18 protein-coding genes and 1 tRNA gene are annotated in these 16,778 nt (G+C 43.5%); 11 read left to right on the forward strand and 8 right to left on the reverse strand.

Going from position 1 to position 16,778, the window contains the following annotated elements; translation table 11 throughout:
* Positions 1-124: 124 nt before the first annotated feature.
* Together INQ51_RS05740 and INQ51_RS05745 are read left to right on the forward strand one after the other, a co-directional pair.
* Positions 125-418, forward strand: coding sequence for a CD225/dispanin family protein (locus INQ51_RS05740; RefSeq protein ID WP_233376923.1), 294 nt, complete (start codon positions 125-127; stop codon positions 416-418).
* A gap of 3 nt (positions 419-421) precedes the next feature.
* Complete coding sequence (locus INQ51_RS05745) at positions 422-820, forward strand: DUF2752 domain-containing protein (protein ID WP_233376924.1); 399 nt, start codon at positions 422-424, stop codon at positions 818-820.
* A 12-nt stretch (positions 821-832) separates the two neighbouring features.
* Here INQ51_RS05745 and INQ51_RS05750 read toward each other — a convergent pair whose 3' ends face one another.
* A complete protein-coding gene (locus INQ51_RS05750) occupies positions 833-1,558 on the reverse strand; it encodes a porin family protein (protein WP_233376925.1) in 726 nt (241 codons plus the stop codon).
* A 206-nt stretch (positions 1,559-1,764) separates the two neighbouring features.
* On the opposite strand from INQ51_RS05750, the gene INQ51_RS05755 reads away from it, so the two are divergent.
* Positions 1,765-2,409, forward strand: a complete 645-nt coding sequence (locus INQ51_RS05755) for a hypothetical protein (protein WP_233376926.1) — start codon at positions 1,765-1,767, stop codon at positions 2,407-2,409.
* A 54-nt stretch (positions 2,410-2,463) separates the two neighbouring features.
* On the opposite strand, the gene INQ51_RS05760 is transcribed toward INQ51_RS05755, so the two are convergent.
* From INQ51_RS05760 to INQ51_RS05785, 6 genes are all read right to left on the reverse strand, one after another.
* A complete protein-coding gene (locus INQ51_RS05760) occupies positions 2,464-3,558 on the reverse strand; it encodes a PCMD domain-containing protein (protein ID WP_233376927.1) in 1,095 nt (364 codons plus the stop codon).
* Between the two features lie 4 nt (positions 3,559-3,562).
* The gene (locus INQ51_RS05765) at positions 3,563-4,345 is read right to left on the reverse strand and encodes an outer membrane beta-barrel protein (protein WP_233376928.1); all 783 of its coding nucleotides are present in this window, start codon (positions 4,343-4,345) and stop codon (positions 3,563-3,565) included.
* Positions 4,346-4,439: 94 nt separating this feature from the next.
* Positions 4,440-5,078, reverse strand: coding sequence for a hypothetical protein (locus tag INQ51_RS05770; protein ID WP_233376929.1), 639 nt, complete (start codon positions 5,076-5,078; stop codon positions 4,440-4,442).
* Positions 5,079-5,485: 407 nt separating this feature from the next.
* Positions 5,486-5,558, reverse strand: a tRNA-Lys gene (locus INQ51_RS05775).
* A 47-nt stretch (positions 5,559-5,605) separates the two neighbouring features.
* Positions 5,606-7,108: a glycoside hydrolase family 10 protein gene (locus INQ51_RS05780; protein ID WP_233376930.1), complete on the reverse strand. Its 1,503-nt coding sequence runs from the start codon at positions 7,106-7,108 to the stop codon at positions 5,606-5,608.
* A gap of 324 nt (positions 7,109-7,432) precedes the next feature.
* Positions 7,433-8,017: a hypothetical protein gene (locus INQ51_RS05785; RefSeq protein ID WP_233376931.1), complete on the reverse strand. Its 585-nt coding sequence runs from the start codon at positions 8,015-8,017 to the stop codon at positions 7,433-7,435.
* Between the two features lie 261 nt (positions 8,018-8,278).
* On the opposite strand from INQ51_RS05785, the gene INQ51_RS05790 reads away from it, so the two are divergent.
* Both INQ51_RS05790 and INQ51_RS05795 read left to right on the forward strand, forming a co-directional pair.
* Positions 8,279-8,968, forward strand: a complete 690-nt coding sequence (locus tag INQ51_RS05790) for a 2-phosphosulfolactate phosphatase (RefSeq protein WP_233376932.1) — start codon at positions 8,279-8,281, stop codon at positions 8,966-8,968.
* A 218-nt stretch (positions 8,969-9,186) separates the two neighbouring features.
* Complete coding sequence (locus tag INQ51_RS05795; RefSeq protein WP_233376933.1) at positions 9,187-10,356, forward strand: MalY/PatB family protein; 1,170 nt, start codon at positions 9,187-9,189, stop codon at positions 10,354-10,356.
* Positions 10,357-10,470: 114 nt separating this feature from the next.
* On the opposite strand, the gene INQ51_RS05800 is transcribed toward INQ51_RS05795, so the two are convergent.
* Complete coding sequence (locus INQ51_RS05800) at positions 10,471-11,877, reverse strand: PQQ-dependent sugar dehydrogenase (RefSeq protein WP_233376934.1); 1,407 nt, start codon at positions 11,875-11,877, stop codon at positions 10,471-10,473.
* A gap of 571 nt (positions 11,878-12,448) precedes the next feature.
* Between INQ51_RS05800 and INQ51_RS05805 the strand changes: the two genes are divergently transcribed.
* The 6 genes from INQ51_RS05805 to INQ51_RS05830 all read left to right on the forward strand — a co-directional run bounded on the left by INQ51_RS05805 (position 12,449) and on the right by INQ51_RS05830 (position 16,606).
* The gene (locus tag INQ51_RS05805) at positions 12,449-13,546 is read left to right on the forward strand and encodes a metallophosphoesterase (RefSeq protein ID WP_233376935.1); all 1,098 of its coding nucleotides are present in this window, start codon (positions 12,449-12,451) and stop codon (positions 13,544-13,546) included.
* A 431-nt stretch (positions 13,547-13,977) separates the two neighbouring features.
* Positions 13,978-14,250, forward strand: a complete 273-nt coding sequence (locus INQ51_RS05810; protein WP_233376936.1) for a hypothetical protein — start codon at positions 13,978-13,980, stop codon at positions 14,248-14,250.
* Positions 14,251-14,575: 325 nt separating this feature from the next.
* Positions 14,576-14,896 carry a hypothetical protein gene (locus tag INQ51_RS05815; protein ID WP_233376937.1) on the forward strand — a complete coding sequence of 107 codons (321 nt, stop codon included), beginning with the start codon at positions 14,576-14,578 and terminating at the stop codon, positions 14,894-14,896.
* Between the two features lie 9 nt (positions 14,897-14,905).
* Positions 14,906-15,361 carry a DUF6756 family protein gene (locus INQ51_RS05820; RefSeq protein WP_233376938.1) on the forward strand — a complete coding sequence of 152 codons (456 nt, stop codon included), beginning with the start codon at positions 14,906-14,908 and terminating at the stop codon, positions 15,359-15,361.
* Positions 15,362-15,516: 155 nt separating this feature from the next.
* Positions 15,517-16,005, forward strand: coding sequence for a hypothetical protein (locus tag INQ51_RS05825; protein ID WP_233376939.1), 489 nt, complete (start codon positions 15,517-15,519; stop codon positions 16,003-16,005).
* 151 nt (positions 16,006-16,156) lie between these two features.
* Positions 16,157-16,606: a hypothetical protein gene (locus INQ51_RS05830; RefSeq protein WP_233376940.1), complete on the forward strand. Its 450-nt coding sequence runs from the start codon at positions 16,157-16,159 to the stop codon at positions 16,604-16,606.
* Positions 16,607-16,778: the final 172 nt, after the last annotated feature.

Genomic DNA, 16,778 nt, shown 5'->3' on the forward strand with positions numbered 1-16,778 from the left:
CCGGGTAAAAAACGCGAATTTGAAATATTCCAAAGAAATTAAAACCGGTAATCTATTTTATATTATCATTGCTTAACTTAATTTTGAAACACTTCCTTCGAAAAGATAAATGAACCATAATAATATGAACGAACAAGTTTCTCATCCGGGTCCTCCTCCTCCGAATTATTTAGTGTTTGCCATCTTGGTAACTATTTTTTGCTGCCAGATTCTGGGCATTGTGTCCATCGTTTTTGCGGCCCAGGTTAATTCGAAGTGGAATGCAGGCGACCTGGAAGGTGCGCGAATTGCCAGTAAGAATGCTAAAATGTGGGCATGGATCGGATTGGCCAGCGGATTGGCTATTGCAATGATCGCCGTTCTTTTGTCAATTTTTGGAGTACTGGCAGGGATTTCGCTCGGAGGGATGGATTTCTAGTACATGAAGAAAATTCTACCTTTTGTTTTGCTGCTTTTGGGACTGGGGGTGGCTGTGGTCTTTTTTGTACTCGACCCGTCCAAAACCCAGCTTTTTCCGCAGTGCCCGTTTCATGCCGTTACGGGTGGCTATTGCCCGGGATGTGGTTCGCAGCGAGCTTTGCATAACCTACTTCATTTAAACATAGCGGGGGTGGTTAGCTATAATTTTTTGTTTTTACCCGCCGCACTTTTACTCCTTTACCATTACATTCATCCGGTATTAAACCGGATTTTTGCCTGGAAATTACCCAACCTGCTTTACAAGAAACAAACGCCCTGGATTATTCTGATTATTGTGATCTTATTCTGGATTTTGCGCAATCTTCCGTGGTTCCCTTTCTCGGTGCTGGCACCTGAATAAGCTGAAAAACATTCAATTAAAAATAAACGGAAAACTTACCCCAAACTGCCAGGTCGATAATTTTGAATGATCAAATTCCTGTTCATCGCGAAACAGCGGATAAAAGTCGGGACAATACCGCGCAAAAACATCCAAACTGATGGGTGATGCCGACTTTGCACGCGACAACTTTAAACGATAGGCCGTTTCAAGAGGCAGGCTAAAATTCAGCTTTCTAAAATACGACTCAACATTTACCCTGATTTCGGCATTTACCCCATTGGTGTAGTTGCCTTTGCTAAATTGCCTGGCACTGGTAAGAAGACTCATTTGCAAGCCCGCAGCAACGGATAAATCCGGGATTATCCGGTAACGCATCATCACCGGAAATTCAATGTAATTTAGTTTCCACGAATTCACGGGCTCCAAGATCTCGGAAGGAATATCAACGATTGCCGGTGTTTTCCAGGCTCCTTTCTGCGACAAAGGCCTCAGCTGAGGATTGAACTCCCAACGATCATTCAGCTTCACATGCAGCCCCAATCCGAAATTAGCTCCAAGAATGGTTTGCCCCTGCGGAAGATGCGACGCACTGGAAAAATTAAACGCACCGTCGATGCTAAAGTGCAGTTCTTCGGTTGAAGCCTTGTCGCCGAATATTAAAAGAAGTATGCCCACCTGACCGGAGCCAACCATGGTGGCGCCCAAAAAGAGCATAAGAGAAAAAACCACTTTCCGAATTGCTCGACTTATTTTCACTGGTGTCTAATTACAGATGAGTTCTAAAGTTCCTGAAAATATTCATTCCGTACAAGCAGGAGAAATCAGAAACCGGTTGAAAACAAATATAAAAACATCCAAAAAAGTTGTATTTTAAAGGCTCTGCTCTCATGCATTTTTGCAAAAGTGCAGAATCACTGATTATCTTTTGACCAGAAAATAAACGATGAATAAATAAACTAAAAATGAAAAGAAACCTAATTATCGCCCTGAGCATGCTTTCCGTTTTATTTGCGTGCACCCCTTCCCAACAAATTACCAGCAACTGGATAGACCGCGAGGTCATCCCCGAGGCCCCTTACAAAAGTATTTGCATTATCCCGCTGGTACGTGAAGAAAGCAGAAAGCTCAACGTTGAGAACATGATGGTAGAATTGCTGAGCAAAAAAGGGATCAAGGCCGTAAAAAGCACCGAAATATTCCCTTCAGAATTCACTAAAGGAGAAAAAATACCACTTGAAAAAATGGTGCAACTGATGAAAGAAGCAGGTTGCCAGGGAGCACTTACTTTTTCGCTGCTGAATACCAAAACAGAAGAACAATACCACCCCGGAACAAATAATGCCCAATTGCCTCCGTACCGGTTTAATTATTATTCCAATTATAGCGAATATGTCAACTACCGCTACAACCAGGTGAATGACCCCGGGTATGTTACCCGCGAAACCACCTATTTCTTTGAAACTAATTTTTACGACCTTGATTCACATAAACTACTTTGGTCTATTCAATCCGAAGCATTTGATCCAAAAGACATGAAAAGCTGGTTTAAAGCCTACTCCAAACTCATTCTGAAAGATTTGAAGGAGGAAAACATGATCGGCAGATAATCATTCTTCTGCAAAGGCTGAACACTTGTTTGCGCTAGAGACTTTTACCCTGGCCTATTCGTCGTACACCATCTCTACATCGTCAATTACCAGTTTACTTCCAACAGCGCCGGCAAACCGGGCTCCGTCGAAACTGGATGACGCCACAAAAGTGATGTGCGTGGGTAATACAAATGAAGCGGAATCTGCACTTACAAACGCATGACCGTTGGGTTTTAAATAGTCGGGATAAGTGCCTTCCGGTTCTCCGTACACAAAAGGAATTTCAATGCTTGCCAGGTATTCCTGTAAGTTATCACTTCTGAACCAAGCAGTTCCGAGCCGATGAACAACTGTTCCCTGCCTGATTTCAAGCAAGGCATAAATATCGCAGGCATCGGGATAAGCAAGTACATTCCCCTGCTTATCCTTATTCTCAGAGCCGGGTGTGTAGGAATATTTAAAGCGCATTTTCCCGGGACGTCCGATAAAAGGTGTTCCAAATTCGATGGCAGCTTCCGGATTGCCCGGATCGATTTTATCGGAGTTAAAAAAGCCGGTAAATATTGAGCCGGCTGAAATGGGTGCTCCAAAAGTCGCTGCAAGCTTTCCGTTGTCAAGCGTTTCCATTCGCGCCGCCAGGTTGCCATTACCCAAATCGGTGGGGATGGTTGCCAGTTTTCCCAAAACCTGTGTCCCCTGGTTTCCGGTCCCCCATATTGTTGTGGCCGCGCTTTCTCCAGGTTCGTAATAATCAGAAGCCGCTTTGTACCACGCTGAAAAATCTCCGTTTTTAAGTTGCGGTGTCAACGATGCCACAAACGAATGAATAGTCCAGTTGTGTTTACTCCCGTCTTCTGCTGTAACGGTAATTATTTGAGGCGTAGTCAAATCAAGCAGGTCACCCACCTTTTTATCAGCTGAGGCAAACGATGAAAGCGTGAGTTCCTGTATGCTGATTTTGCTTAGGTCAACGCCTCCCGGAATTTCAACCGATACTGAAAACGTACTTTTATCGATTATCGCATTACTCGCCTGATTGCTGACTACGATTGATTTAATGTTTCCATAAGGCGAGTATCCAAAAAAGCCTTCATCAACACAGGAAAGCAAAAGTGCAAACAGGCCAATGAGCAATAATTTCAATTTCAACCCTTTTTCCATTTTCATACACTTATCGTTTTTTACCTGCTCCAAAATAATAGGCCAGCCCCAAATCCAGCGTCAACAGATTGATCTCGAAATCAACATTGTGCCGAACTTCATGCGACTTTGGCCCATCGTTAACACTTTTGTCTGCCACCGTCATCGAATACCCTAACACGTCGAAGCGAACCTCAAAAGCAAAGTTTTCCATCGCAAAAAAAGTGACTCCCGGACTAATGCCAACCCGAAATGTATTTACGGTTTCATACGACTTGTCAACCTCATCTAACCGGGTAATGTCTCGTTTGAGCGTATGGCTTCTGCCGTATGTTAAGCCGATTTCAGTAAAAAAACTCAATCGCTCGTTTGGGGTCAGCGGAAACGAAGGCCGGATATTGGGAGTAATCATAAAACCCCTGGAAATAGAATTTGAATGAATCGTGTCGGGACTTTGGAAAGTAACCCCGCGAAACTCATTCTCCGAATAACTGAGATTTAGGCCGACCATAATATAATCCCCCAGATAATAACCGCCTTTAAGCAGAACGCTAAACTTATCTCTGCTGCCCTCCAGCACTTGTTTGATCAAATAGTCCGTATTCTCGAGCTTGCTGTTCTGAACCGAGAAAGCCAGTCCGAGGTAAACATTTGATTTCCGGAACGGATTAAACTGTGTTTCGTAATAACTCGAAATCAGCTCGTACGGCGACCTACCTGAAACACTGGACTTTGTCTGTTCCTGGGCTTTTATGTCCTGGATTAACAAACTAGCAATTAGAAAAAACAGGATTAAAATTGAATGTTTTTTCATAGCACCAAATATATTTCTCCCATGCTCACACTTTTCGTGTAATGCCCTTCAAAGATCATTTTAAAACTTCAACTCAAATTCCGAAATACAACGCTTACTGAGCTTTAAGAAGTCCGCTCTTCTCGAGTTCTTTGATAAAAGCCAGGGAGTACTTTTCACTAAACGACTTCAGATCGCTTGGGTTGACAGCTTTGCTCTGCATCGAAAATACAATGCTTCCGCTCTCAACATCATAGAAATTATCTTCCATGAAATAGGTTTTGTCGTTGGTGTAGTAACCCGGCTCATAAACCGGATACCTGAACTCGTGGTAGGACCAATATCTTCCGTAGCGGCGAATCACCGGATACGATCCGTAGGTTACGCTGCCGTCTACATAACGATCTTCCGATTTTTCATCGACCAGTGCCGACGTTAGAATACCATCACAACCCAGCGATTTAATTTTGGCCAGCGCGGTAGCTTCGTCCATCGAACCAGACTTTGGGTTAAAGTAATCACTGCTTTTTACCACCTTAAATCCTTTTGACTGAAGCGCATTTGCCAGGTCCGTTTCAACTATCTGCCTCGCACCGATATCGCTGGTAATCACCGAAACAAAAATGCTTGAATAGGAGTTTGCATCCAATTTTTCATTATCCTTCCATATTCCTGTATAAACAACAGAGCTGCACGCCGCTAAAATAAGGGCCGAGATCACAAGTACTGTTAAAGAGGAAAATCGCTTTTTCATATCATTAATTTTTTTATTTATTCAGGTATCATTTGCCCGCCAAAACGAATTCTTTTGGGCTGATAACCTGCACTTACTCACTTAAAGTTAAGACCTTTCTTTTTTTCTTAAAATACCTTTTGCTATAAAAATGAAGAAACTGGCCCTGACTCCCATGCAATTACACCCGCCTCCTGTGTTATCAGAGCCGTCATTTCAATTTCTTTGGGGACAATTCAATCTCATGGAAAAGGATAGAAAAGCAACTCTGCTTTCCCTGCGATCCAACTACCCGCTCACAAAACCAAAGCGGCATAATAAAAATTGGTTTTCATGATGGTTTACAGAAGAATTAAAAAACGAACCAATAGACAGGGAAATAAAAAAGAGTTACCAAATTGTTGTATGGTAACTCCCTGAATATCTTGTCGGCCTGCAGGGATTCGAACCCTGGACCCGCTGATTAAGAGTCAGCTGCTCTGCCAACTGAGCTACAGGCCGCAGAGCAATAAAGGTAGTTTGAAATATACGTTTTACAAAAACAAAAATTACATTTTTACGGTTACCGGAAGCGAGACATTACTCTCGTTATTCATGCGGTCGAGCACTGAAATACGGACTTCGTACTTCTTCTTCTTTCGGTTCATCCGGTCGAATTTAATTTCCCGCCCCTTTATTATTGTAAACATATGACTGCTATTTTCTTTATCAAAGCTCTTCCCGAGTTCATTTACATATACCACAAACTGCCAGGGCTTATCCATCTCTCCCGAAGCATCAGCTACCTTCCATTGTAATTTTCGTCCCGAGCGTTTCAATTTTGTCACCGCCAGCGGAGGCGTTGCATCCAACCAGGGCATTGGCGGCACAATTGCTGGCTGCTTGTAAAAATCCAGTTTCAGGCTATCCTGAAAACCCAGTAAATCTTTGTTAAAGCTTTTGGAACTAAAATAAGCCGAACCTTTTATTTCGGGAATGGAATGAATCAGGCGCAATTGCTTTGGCAACTGATCAGGCTCTCTCCATTCCGGTGTTTTCGACTCAGCATCGATCCGGTAAGGAGCCTGCCCAATGTACAAAGCCCTTCCATAGGTGTGATTTTTCCACCAGTGGGCAAGAACCTCAAAATCGGCAGCAGCCATTCCAATATGCCAGTAAAGTTGCGGCAAACAGTAGTCAATCCAGCCTTCTTCCTGCCATTTCAGAATGTTGGCATACAAGCCATCGTAATTACTGGTACCGGCCGTTGTTTGTGAGCCACGCGGATCGTCGGCAATATTTCGCCAAACGCCAAACGGACTGATCCCAAACTTTACCCAAGGCTTTACTGACTTGATTCCCTCATTCAGCATTTTAATGGTGATGTCCACGTTCTCCCTACGCCAATCGGCTATATTATCGGCAAAAAAACCTCTGTTGTACAACCCGAAAGATGTAGTATCGGGAAATGCCTCTTTGGTGGGATACGGATAAAAATAGTCATCCATGTGTATGGCATCCAGATCGTACCGCGTCACGATATCTTTCACTACACCGGTAATAAACTCGCGAACAGCAGGAATCCCCGGGTCGAAATACAATTTCTTGCCATACTCCAGCACCCATTCAGGATGCTTAAAAACGACGTGGTTGGCCGAGAGTTCTTCTTTTGTATTTTGTGCAATCCGGTAAGGATTTAACCAGGCGTGCAATTCCATACCCCGCGCATGGCATTCTTTGATCCAGAATTCCAACGGATCGTAATACGGATCGGGAGCCTGCCCCTGCTTCCCCTGGAGGTAGCGCGACCAGGGTTCAAGTTCGGAATAATAAAGTGCGTCAGCCGCAGGCCGTATCTGCAAAATAATCGCATTCACTCCCAGGTCCTTGTGCATATCCAGAATGCGAATGGCTTCGGCCTTTTGGGTTTCTGTATCCAGACCGGGTTTCGACGGCCAGTCAATATTGGCAACCGTAGCCACCCACACAGCCCTGAACTCATACTTGGGTTGGGCGAAAGAAATCAGTACTGTTGAAAAAATAAAAATGCATGCAAGAAGATACCTGTTCATAGTGTGTGTATAGTATATTTTCAGCAAATGTAATGAATCCAACCATTTAAAATTGACATCTGATAAAGCAACAGGGAATCATCTGCAAAAAAAAATCCTATCTTTGCATCAGGAAAGTAGACAAAACAAGAAAATATTAAAGACAATCCGGGTTTACTATTCTGGTAAATCCGTGGTTTATTAGGTTTAGTTGGTTTAGGTTAAAAAGGCTGTCAGTAGGACAGCCTTTTCTTTTTACGCTTTTCAAACTAAATACTCAACAGGCAAAAAAAGGCCGGAAACCCAATGATTCCCGGCCTTCTTAAACCAATAACATTTTCTAACCTATTTTACTAAACTATATGTGTACTCGTTGTTCAATGAACTCAACACAACCTGGTAGTTTCCACCTGCAAGGGCCGAAAGATCATAGCCATTTATCATGTTGAATTCTTTTCCCAATTTTGACTGGTAGATCAACCCGTTGTCATCGTAGATGTTCAGGGTCATGAACTCGCCGTCAAAATTAAGGTACGAAAGTTTCAAAACATCGTTCGCATAAGCGAAGTAAGGATCAAAACGCATTTTTGATTCTCCAACAAAAATTCCGTTGGCCGCCACTTCAAATTCTTTGGACAAACGAGTGTCGTCCACTTTCAGATTCATGGTATATCCGCCACTAGCCAGCTGAGAGAAGTCAAATACTTTCTGATAGGTGTTTAGCGGCTTTGCTGATTGTTTATAATATACCAAATCACCATTTTCTGCAACAATACTCAACTCAAACATCGCCTCTTTGTTGTTCACGATAGAAACAACTGCCCTGTCGGGAGTCAGAGGGACAACGTTCATTTTTGGCTTTTCAACTGCAGTAGCAACTGCTACAATTGCTACTGCCATTACTGTAGATAAAAATTTAATTGTTTTCATAACCATTCAATTTTAAGTTTAACATGAATGACAGGACAAAAATATATGTTTTTCAACATAAATGCTGTATAACATGTTTTAAAACCCGGGAATTAAACGTAAACTTAACAGTGATTTTTGAAGAAGATTTTTACAGAAACTCTGAAAACCAGTAGCAGAAGGCTTTTTGTGAATAAGACAGCACCAGATAATCAAATATCATGCCAATTCAAATAATCTATTGTTAAATGATTTTTACCAAGATCAAATACAAATAACAAAATGAACATACAAATTTTACAACTCATTGAAGGGGCGAAGGTTGCCAGTGGAATTACAGTCATCATTGACGTGTTTCGTGCGTTCTCCACTGCCTGCTACGCTGTAGACAAAGGCATCAAGAAAATCTACCCGATGGGCGACATCAGGCAGGCATACCAACTAAAAGAAGAACACCCGGACTACCTGCTGGTGGGAGAACGGAACGAACAAAAACCGGAAGGGTTCGACTTTGGAAATTCACCCGATCAACTGATAAACACACCTTTCCCGGCCTGCACGATGATTCACACGACCAGCTCCGGCACGCAGGGAATTGTTAACGCCACCAATGCTGAGGAGATTCTTACCGGAAGTTTTGTGAATGCCGGTGCCATTGTCCGCTACATCCGGGCCAAAAACCCCGCGACTGTTTCGCTTGTGTGCATGGGCTATGCCTGCGAATACCCCACCGACGAAGACACGCTTTGCGCCGAATTCATCAAAAATGAACTGGAAGGCAAAAACAACGATTTCGCAGGAATGATTGCGACCATCAAAGCCGGAGACGGCGCGCGTTTTTTTGACCCCGACAAACAAAGCTGGTCGCCCGAAAATGACTTCCGTCTTTGCACCCAACTCAACCGTTTCAATTTTGTACTGAAAGTTGAAAAGGAGGGTGAATTAGTTTATCTTCGCCCCATTGAGGTATAATACCAATTGTTTTTCAGAGTGAGCCTTATGCGAAACTCTGAAATTACAATGGTTAATGCCGATAGACAATTGAAAAGGCTTTAAGAGCGCAGCGAATTTAAGGCTCAACTCAATTGCTAATCGGTATAAAAAATGTCCAAGCGACACAAGCATTTTACGATAAAAGCTTCCTCCAAATTTCAAAAAAGGAATACAATTCGATCAGAAGAAAGGATAAAATGATGACGTACAATTTTGATGAAATTATTCAGCGCAAAGAAACCAATTGCTTGAAATACGATGCACTGGAAACTTATTTCAAATCGCCCGGCCTGCTTCCGCTTTGGGTGGCCGACATGGATTTTCGCACACCCGATTTTATAATGGAAGCCATCCGAGAAAGAGCACAGCACGAGATACTGGGCTACACGTTTAAACCCGACTCTTATTTTAACGCGATCATCGGATGGATGAAACGCAGACACGACTGGGACATTCAAAAGGAATGGATCTCGTTTAGCCCGGGTGTGGTGGCCGGCCTGACAATGGGTATCGAGACTTTCTCCAAACCCGGCGACGGAGTGGTGGTTCAACCGCCGGTGTATTTCCCGTTTTTCGACTGTGTAAAAGGCACGAAACGCCAACTCATCGAAAACCCGTTAAAGCTCGTGAACGGACGTTATACTTTTGATCTGGATGATTTAAAAACCAAGATCGACTCCAACACCAAGCTACTGTTGCTTTGCAATCCACAAAACCCGGGAGGCATGGTGTGGACACGCGAAGAACTGGAAGGACTGACCAGGGTTTGTATGGAAAATAACATCATGATTATTTCAGATGAAATTCACTCCGACCTGGTTTACAAAGGCCACAAGCACATCCCGATCGCCACTCTTTCGGAAGAAGTTAAAGAGAATTGCATGATTACGATGGCGCCCAGCAAAACATTCAATGTTGCAGGGCTTTCATCTTCGCTTGTTATCATTCCGAACAAAAATAAGTTTGCGCGCTACGAAAGACACCTTGGAGTGGGACACCTTGGAATGGGCAACATATTTGGATCGATTGCGCTCGAAGCTGCCTACACCCACGGCGACAACTGGCTCGATCAACTGCTAAGCTACCTTTGGGACAATTATTTATTACTCGAAAGTTTTGTTGAAAAGCACCTTCCACGCGTGAAAGTGATGAAACCCGACGGGACCTACCTGGTATGGCTCGATTTCACCGATTACAAGATGAAAAACGAGGAGTTAATGAAATTCACCATCGAACAGGCGCAGCTGGCACTAAACGACGGCGGCAGGTTTGGAACAGGTGGCGAAGGCTGGCTGCGTATCAACATCGGCTGCCCGAGAAGCACGTTGGAAGAAGCTTTGAACCGCCTCGGGAAAGCATTCAAATAGAGGCAGACCCGTATAAAAAACAAAATCCGTCTTTGGAATTCTTTGAGCTGCCGGTGCAGCAAAGATATTTTCCAAAGACGGATTTTTTTGTGCTTTATCTTTTCCTCCAGTCGATCAATCCAGTTTGGGCGTTAAACGAATCACAGCATCGGGTTTGTTCAACACCACATAAATAGCTCCATCGGGGCCGGTAGAAACATCCCGAACACGCCCCTGCCCTTTCACAATCACTTCTTCGTGCATTACGCGGTCGCCCTCAATGTCGAGCAAGCTTACCTCCTCGTATTTCAAAGCCCCCACCAGCAATTTGTTTTTCCACTTTTTAAACAAATCGCCGCGGTAAAAATCGAGGCCACAAACCGCGTTGGAAGGTTTCCAGTAATAAACCGGCTGCTCGTAGCCCGGCTTGCGCGTGTATTCCGAAACAATGCTTCCGTTGTAATTCAATCCATAGGTAATTACCGGCCAGCCGTAATTTTTCCCCGCTTCAATCAGGTTCAGTTCGTCGCCTCCCATCGGGCCGTGCTCGGTTGCCCAGAGCTGCCCCGTTTCGGGATGAATCGCCATTCCCTGGATATTCCGGTTTCCAAGCGAATAAAGCGACGGCATAGAATTCTCGGCATCAAACCACGGGTTATCCGCCGGAACAGTGCCATCTTTATAGATCCGGTGAACTTTCCCGTTGGGCCGCGCCAGGTCCTGCGCATGAATATCGGTTCCGCGTTCGCCAATGGCAAAATACAGATAGCCCCACGGATCGAAAACAATCCGGCAACCGTAGTGATGACGGGTGGTCCGGTAGGTTTCGTGCGGCGCCTCAAACAGCACCTGCTGATCCACCCAGGCGTTGTCCCTGATCTTTCCGCGAACAATACGCGTCATGGCCGGCGGGCGTTCGGCCCCCACCACATTGCTTAAGGCATGACTGTGCGCCAGGTAAATCCATCCGTTCTGACTATAATCCGGATCCACTGCCACATCCAGCAAGCCTCCCTGGCCTTCGTGCAAAACTTCAGGCGTATTCCGCACGGCCTCTTTTTGCAAAGCGCCGTTTTTCACTACCCGCAGGCGACCGGGCCGCTCGGTGATCAGTGCAGTGCTGGCATCGATAAAATCAATGGCCCACGGAATCTCCAGTTTATCGGCAAAAACCTCCACGTTCATAAAATAATCCATTGTTTCCAACTCTTTTACAATGGATGGACGCTCTGCCCCGGCATTTTTCTCGGAGCCACGGATGTACTTCAGAATCGCACCAATTTCGGTGTCGCTCAAAGTCTTCTCGTACGACGGCATGCCCAAATGCGAAATCCCAAATTTGATGTTTCGGTAGATGTAACCATCTTCGGCTCCAAACTGCCAGATACCATCTACCAGACTGGTAGCGTTTCCGCCGTTCAGATCGGCGCCGTGGCACTGGGCACAATGCTGCTGATAAAGCGCCTGCCCGTCCTGCGCGCCCGCATTACAGGAGAAGAACAAATAAAAAGAAGCTAGAACAAAAAGTCGGAAAAATTTCATTGTTGCTGATTTAGATTATACGAACAAGATAAGGAAATTAAGCCGTTTTTGTTCACCAAAATCCTATCGCAATGGCTTTTACAGCGCACAATCAGCAAGTAGTAAACCGGGCAACATCCATATCATCAGCGTTCTGTTTTCACGTTTTACATTTAGGATCATCGTGTCCCGTTCATCTTAAAGAATGCTTCTCCGTCTGTTGACGGATCGCAATGACAGAAAAAGAAGGTTACTGTCCCCAAAGTTCTTTTGAATTAGATTGAACTTATTATTTCGTAAGTAAGCACTAGAGTTTTCACCCCTAAATCCCCTATAGGGGACTTTAAGCCTCCCGTCAGCTGACGGAGAGGTTTGGAGGGGTAAAATAAAAGCCGATTATAGATTGTAAGTTTCTTTTAAAATAATTTGACTTTTTGGACAACCTCCAGTTGAGTCCGACAGCTCCGCTGAGCGGAGTGCAGCCGAAACGGGGGGCCATATCTTCTTAACAGGAAACCCCGTGGCCAACCACGAGGAATTATTTTATTAAATTGCAGGCATTAGCAACAAAGCTTTTGAAAGCCATACAACGATGAAACAATTCTTTCCCATCCTGTTCCTGGTCATTTTTCTGGGAATACTGATAAGTGCCAATATCTATCTCACCCGGCGGTTCACCTTTTATTTCGATCTGAAAAGTTCCCGCTATCTCTACCTGACTTTTGCATCGGTCACTGTTTTTATGATTGCCGGAATCATGGTCTTTTCCAATGCAGCATCGGGATTTGCCAACCTGGCTTACAGTGCGGCGTCGATCTTTATGGGCTTTATGCTCTACCTTTTACTGGCGGTTCTGGCGGTTCACCTGCTGAGTGTTTTTGTACAACTCCAGCCCAAAATACTGGGAACCGCCTCGCTGGCGCTGGCCGTACTTGTTACCACACTGGGTATCTGGAACGCGATGTACAAACGGGTTACCCGTGTTGATATTCCGGTTAAAGGACTAAAGAAAGAAGTAAAGATCATGCACTTGTCCGACATTCACATCGGGCATTTCTGGGGACCCAAAACCCTGCAAAAGATCGTGGATAAAACCAACCAGGAGAACCCGGATGTGGTGTTTATCACCGGCGATTTGTTTGACGGCAAAATACGGCTGAACAAAGCCAGCATTGAACCCCTGAAAAAGCTTTCGGCCCCGGTTTATTTTGTGGAAGGCAACCACGACGGATACTCGGGCGCCAAAGAGGTAAAAGCAAAACTGAGGGAAATTGGCGTAAACGTACTTGAAAACGAAGTGACGCATTTTGGCGAGCTGCAAATTATCGGGCTCAACCACATGCGCGCCGACCACCCAAACGGGGGAAACCCCGAAAGGCCGACCATACAATCCACCCTCAGCCAGCTGAATATTTTTGACGGGCCGCCTACGGTGCTGCTTCACCACAGTCCCGACGGGGTGGAATACGCCAACCGGCACGGGGTAGATCTGTACCTGGCCGGACACACCCACAACGGACAGCTATTTCCCGTAAACCTGCTTATTCCTTTGTTTTACAAATACAACAAGGGCTTATTCAACTACAAAGGAACCCACATTTATGTGTCGCAGGGCGCCGGAGCCTTTGGCCCGCCCATGCGCGTAGGAACCATCAGCGAAATGCCTTTGCTTACTTTGAAACCGGAATAAGAAGAAGGCAATAAGCGTCGAGCTCTGAGCTGCGAGCAAAATACAGCAACACCCGAATTGTAAGCAATTGTTAAATTGTAGAATGAGTTACGAGCAAAATACAGCAACACGGCAACACGGGCACTCTGAACCCCGAACTCTGAACTCTAAACACTGCGACTGCAACACCCCCTCCGTCATTCCGGCGTCGAAGCCGCCTGAATTCCTCGTCCCCCTGAATGGGGACAAACGGGAAGCGTTACGAGCTGCGAGCTTTACTGCATCACAGCTACACTACAACTCGGCAACACCGAATTTTACAGCGAATACGAACGGGCCGAACAATTGTGGATTAAAGTTGTGATTTTATACATCCCTCTTCAGCAAGCAACTTGCTGAAGAGGGATTTTTTAGCGCCAATTGCTGAATAAATAAAAGGCATTGGCGAAAACATGGTGGAGGGCGACGAAAACATAAAAAAGTACCGTGAATACAAGCATGCAAGTCGCGAAAACATCAACACAGTTAGCGAAAACATCATCGTATGCAGTGAAATCGTCACCCAAAACGGTGAATTTATCAAGGGAAATTGCGAAAACAACTTTGCAAACAGCGAAATGAACAACAGGCTTAGTGAAACCATAAAACAAGGTAGTGAAAACAACTCCACACTCAATGGAAAGAACACCCACAGAGCAAGTTACAACCGCATAACAGCCGGCTAAAAAACAGCACTAAAGAGGACCACGTATCCGTATTATGTTTATATTTACTGAGCTAAAAACCAAAACCTTTTGACTACACGCCTGCAAATAAAGCCCACGCAGGAACAACACCGCCAGCCGTGCAATCACTTGCTCCTGTATAATTATGTCCCCCGCTTTTCGGAACGGGGAAGCGACTTACGATATATGCAGGCGTTACCGGGGCACGGACCAGGCAAAACCACCGAAAAAAATGAGATAATGAAAATAACATGACTAGTGATGTTATACGGTAGTTGTGCTTCATGCCAAGAGTCCACATTGCTAATTGAAACATTGATATAAAATGATTAAAAAACTTTTCGGAAAAAAGAGTAAATCTGAATATAGATTCAAAGAAGCTAAAAACACTGCTTGTTTTGTTTGTGACCATGTCCTCAATAAAGAAAGAGATATCCTATTTGTAACTCACGACAAAGATGGCTCTAGCTGGCAATTCCTTTGTGGACAAGACGACCACAGCGAATCCAACATTAAGATTATAAGCATGGAACAAGCTACAGATTTGGACTTCACTATAAATGACCTGTTTGAAATGCCTGAAGGATTTGGCGCTGAAAGAGAGAAAGTTGGTTCAAAATGGAATCCTTTCAGAATCTCTGAATAATAATATCATATGGGCGATGTAATCCAAGAAATATCAACAGCTATAAAGACTTTAAAGTATTCTGAAAGTCAAATAAAGCTTTTAGATTTTGATTCTGGTAAAGAATTGTACTATGAACTTCTTGATTGGTTTGTAAAATCTGGAGACAGACGTTGGTGGTGGGAGGATTTTAAACAAACCTCATTTGATTTTCATACATATGAAAGACCACTTGAAAAACTGACTGAGATTATCCCTGATTTGAATGAAAGGGTCTGGTTAATGGTGGAAGACGATGAAGAAGAATATTATCCTATTTACGACTGTGAACCTTCAATCATAGGACAGATTATCGGTGAGTGTTTCGGATTTGAATATTATGTGATTGACAAAAATTTGGATTGGTTAATTTGCGAAAATCATCACAACAGATTAATTGGACTTGGACAGAAACTTAAGGATAAGAATATTGACAAAATTAAATAAAGCACGAAAGCACAACAATGTGTATAATTCATAAGGGTTTCAGCGGTTTTCGAGCAGTATCATCCGCATCCAATTGGGGTGGTAACTTGATAGGTTTGAAGCCCGCAACCCCTTACAAAATCATACACTCAACGTTAACGGTAATTTTTAAAAAGATGAAAACATATTTATTGATTTTAATATTTGCATTAAATACTTTTCAGTTATTCTCTCAAGAAAGTACGCTTACGTCAAAAGACTTAATAGGTATTTGGCAAGCTGATTCTAAAAACGTTGACCGTTTCTGGAATGACTCGTATGCATTTTTTAAAGATGGAACTTTTGGTTTCTTACCATCACAGTTTGATGGCTTGCAAAGAATTATTGGAATAAATGGTCAATATGAAGTTAAAGACAACCAATTGATACTAACAGTCAAATCAACTCATGAAAAGGTCGGTGGGAAATTAGTAAGGAGCAAGTATACCACTAAGTCAGATTCTTGGCAGGTCATTGACTTTGAAACAAAAGAATTAAATATAAAAGCTGAGCCTGCGATATTGTTATTAGAAAAATGCGAAGGTGATTCAACTTCTGTAAAATGTATTTTGATTGATAAACGAAAGTATTATAAACAGATAGATGACCCAGAAGATATATATTAAAAAACTACCGCTAACAAATTGTAATATGGCAGGCGGGGGTAAGAGCGGTCTGACAAGTCAGACCTTGCGCCCACTTTCCTGCGGGTCTGACACGATTTCTTTTCGAAATCTGCAACGGCAACATTGAAAGGGAGTTTCATACGCAATAATAATGAAAAGAAAATCGAAATATAAGCAAGAGGAGGTTAAACCGAAATTCAAACACTTTGCACTGGCAATGGTGATTATTATTTCGGTAATTTCTCCTTTTTTCATAATTGGTGACAGACAGGCTAAAAAATGGAATGAATATTTAAAAGAAAATGGAAAAGAGACCATTGCTTTTTTTGTCTATTCTGCGGGTAGAATGTCAAGTAAAACCTATGAGTTTCAATATATCGTAAATGGGAAAAGATATACAGCAAGTTTAAATAAAGCACCAGATACACCACCTAATTGTCCTTTCAGCGAAATTCCTATGATGGTACGATACGCAGAAGAAAAACCTGCACGAAGCATCACTCTTCCAGAAAAGGAATTTATTTATAAAGGATACACAATCAAATGGATAACAATTGACAAAAGCCACAACTATGCAATGACCATTGAGAAAAATAATTGAAGTAAAATCATTTCCCCGAGGAATCTAAATCAATGAATATCAAACAAAAATAAAGCAAAAAAGCAGCCGCTGACACCGTACATATTGCAGGGCGGGGTTTGGTGGTACGCCAACTGTGTCCCGAGTAATCGAGACGCAACGACAACTTGCGAGTGACCGTTATGCTTAAATT

This window comes from Maribellus sp. CM-23 (genome assembly GCF_021354595.1).
Classification (GTDB): Bacteria; Bacteroidota; Bacteroidia; order Bacteroidales; family Prolixibacteraceae; genus Draconibacterium.

Coding starts and splice junctions, on each gene's coding strand:
- INQ51_RS05815 (WP_233376937.1), top strand. CDS start 14,576: ATGATTAAAAAACTTTTCGGAAAAAAGAGTAAATCTGAATATAGATTC.
- INQ51_RS05745 (WP_233376924.1), top strand. CDS start 422: ATGAAGAAAATTCTACCTTTTGTTTTGCTGCTTTTGGGACTGGGGGTG.
- INQ51_RS05810 (WP_233376936.1), top strand. CDS start 13,978: ATGGTGGAGGGCGACGAAAACATAAAAAAGTACCGTGAATACAAGCAT.
- INQ51_RS05830 (WP_233376940.1), top strand. CDS start 16,157: ATGAAAAGAAAATCGAAATATAAGCAAGAGGAGGTTAAACCGAAATTC.
- INQ51_RS05770 (WP_233376929.1), bottom strand. CDS start 5,078: ATGAAAAAGCGATTTTCCTCTTTAACAGTACTTGTGATCTCGGCCCTT.
- INQ51_RS05765 (WP_233376928.1), bottom strand. CDS start 4,345: ATGAAAAAACATTCAATTTTAATCCTGTTTTTTCTAATTGCTAGTTTG.
- INQ51_RS05800 (WP_233376934.1), bottom strand. CDS start 11,877: ATGAAATTTTTCCGACTTTTTGTTCTAGCTTCTTTTTATTTGTTCTTC.
- INQ51_RS05760 (WP_233376927.1), bottom strand. CDS start 3,558: ATGAAAATGGAAAAAGGGTTGAAATTGAAATTATTGCTCATTGGCCTG.
- INQ51_RS05755 (WP_233376926.1), top strand. CDS start 1,765: ATGAAAAGAAACCTAATTATCGCCCTGAGCATGCTTTCCGTTTTATTT.
- INQ51_RS05795 (WP_233376933.1), top strand. CDS start 9,187: ATGATGACGTACAATTTTGATGAAATTATTCAGCGCAAAGAAACCAAT.
- INQ51_RS05785 (WP_233376931.1), bottom strand. CDS start 8,017: ATGAAAACAATTAAATTTTTATCTACAGTAATGGCAGTAGCAATTGTA.
- INQ51_RS05820 (WP_233376938.1), top strand. CDS start 14,906: ATGGGCGATGTAATCCAAGAAATATCAACAGCTATAAAGACTTTAAAG.
- INQ51_RS05790 (WP_233376932.1), top strand. CDS start 8,279: ATGAACATACAAATTTTACAACTCATTGAAGGGGCGAAGGTTGCCAGT.
- INQ51_RS05825 (WP_233376939.1), top strand. CDS start 15,517: ATGAAAACATATTTATTGATTTTAATATTTGCATTAAATACTTTTCAG.
- INQ51_RS05805 (WP_233376935.1), top strand. CDS start 12,449: ATGAAACAATTCTTTCCCATCCTGTTCCTGGTCATTTTTCTGGGAATA.
- INQ51_RS05740 (WP_233376923.1), top strand. CDS start 125: ATGAACGAACAAGTTTCTCATCCGGGTCCTCCTCCTCCGAATTATTTA.
- INQ51_RS05780 (WP_233376930.1), bottom strand. CDS start 7,108: ATGAACAGGTATCTTCTTGCATGCATTTTTATTTTTTCAACAGTACTG.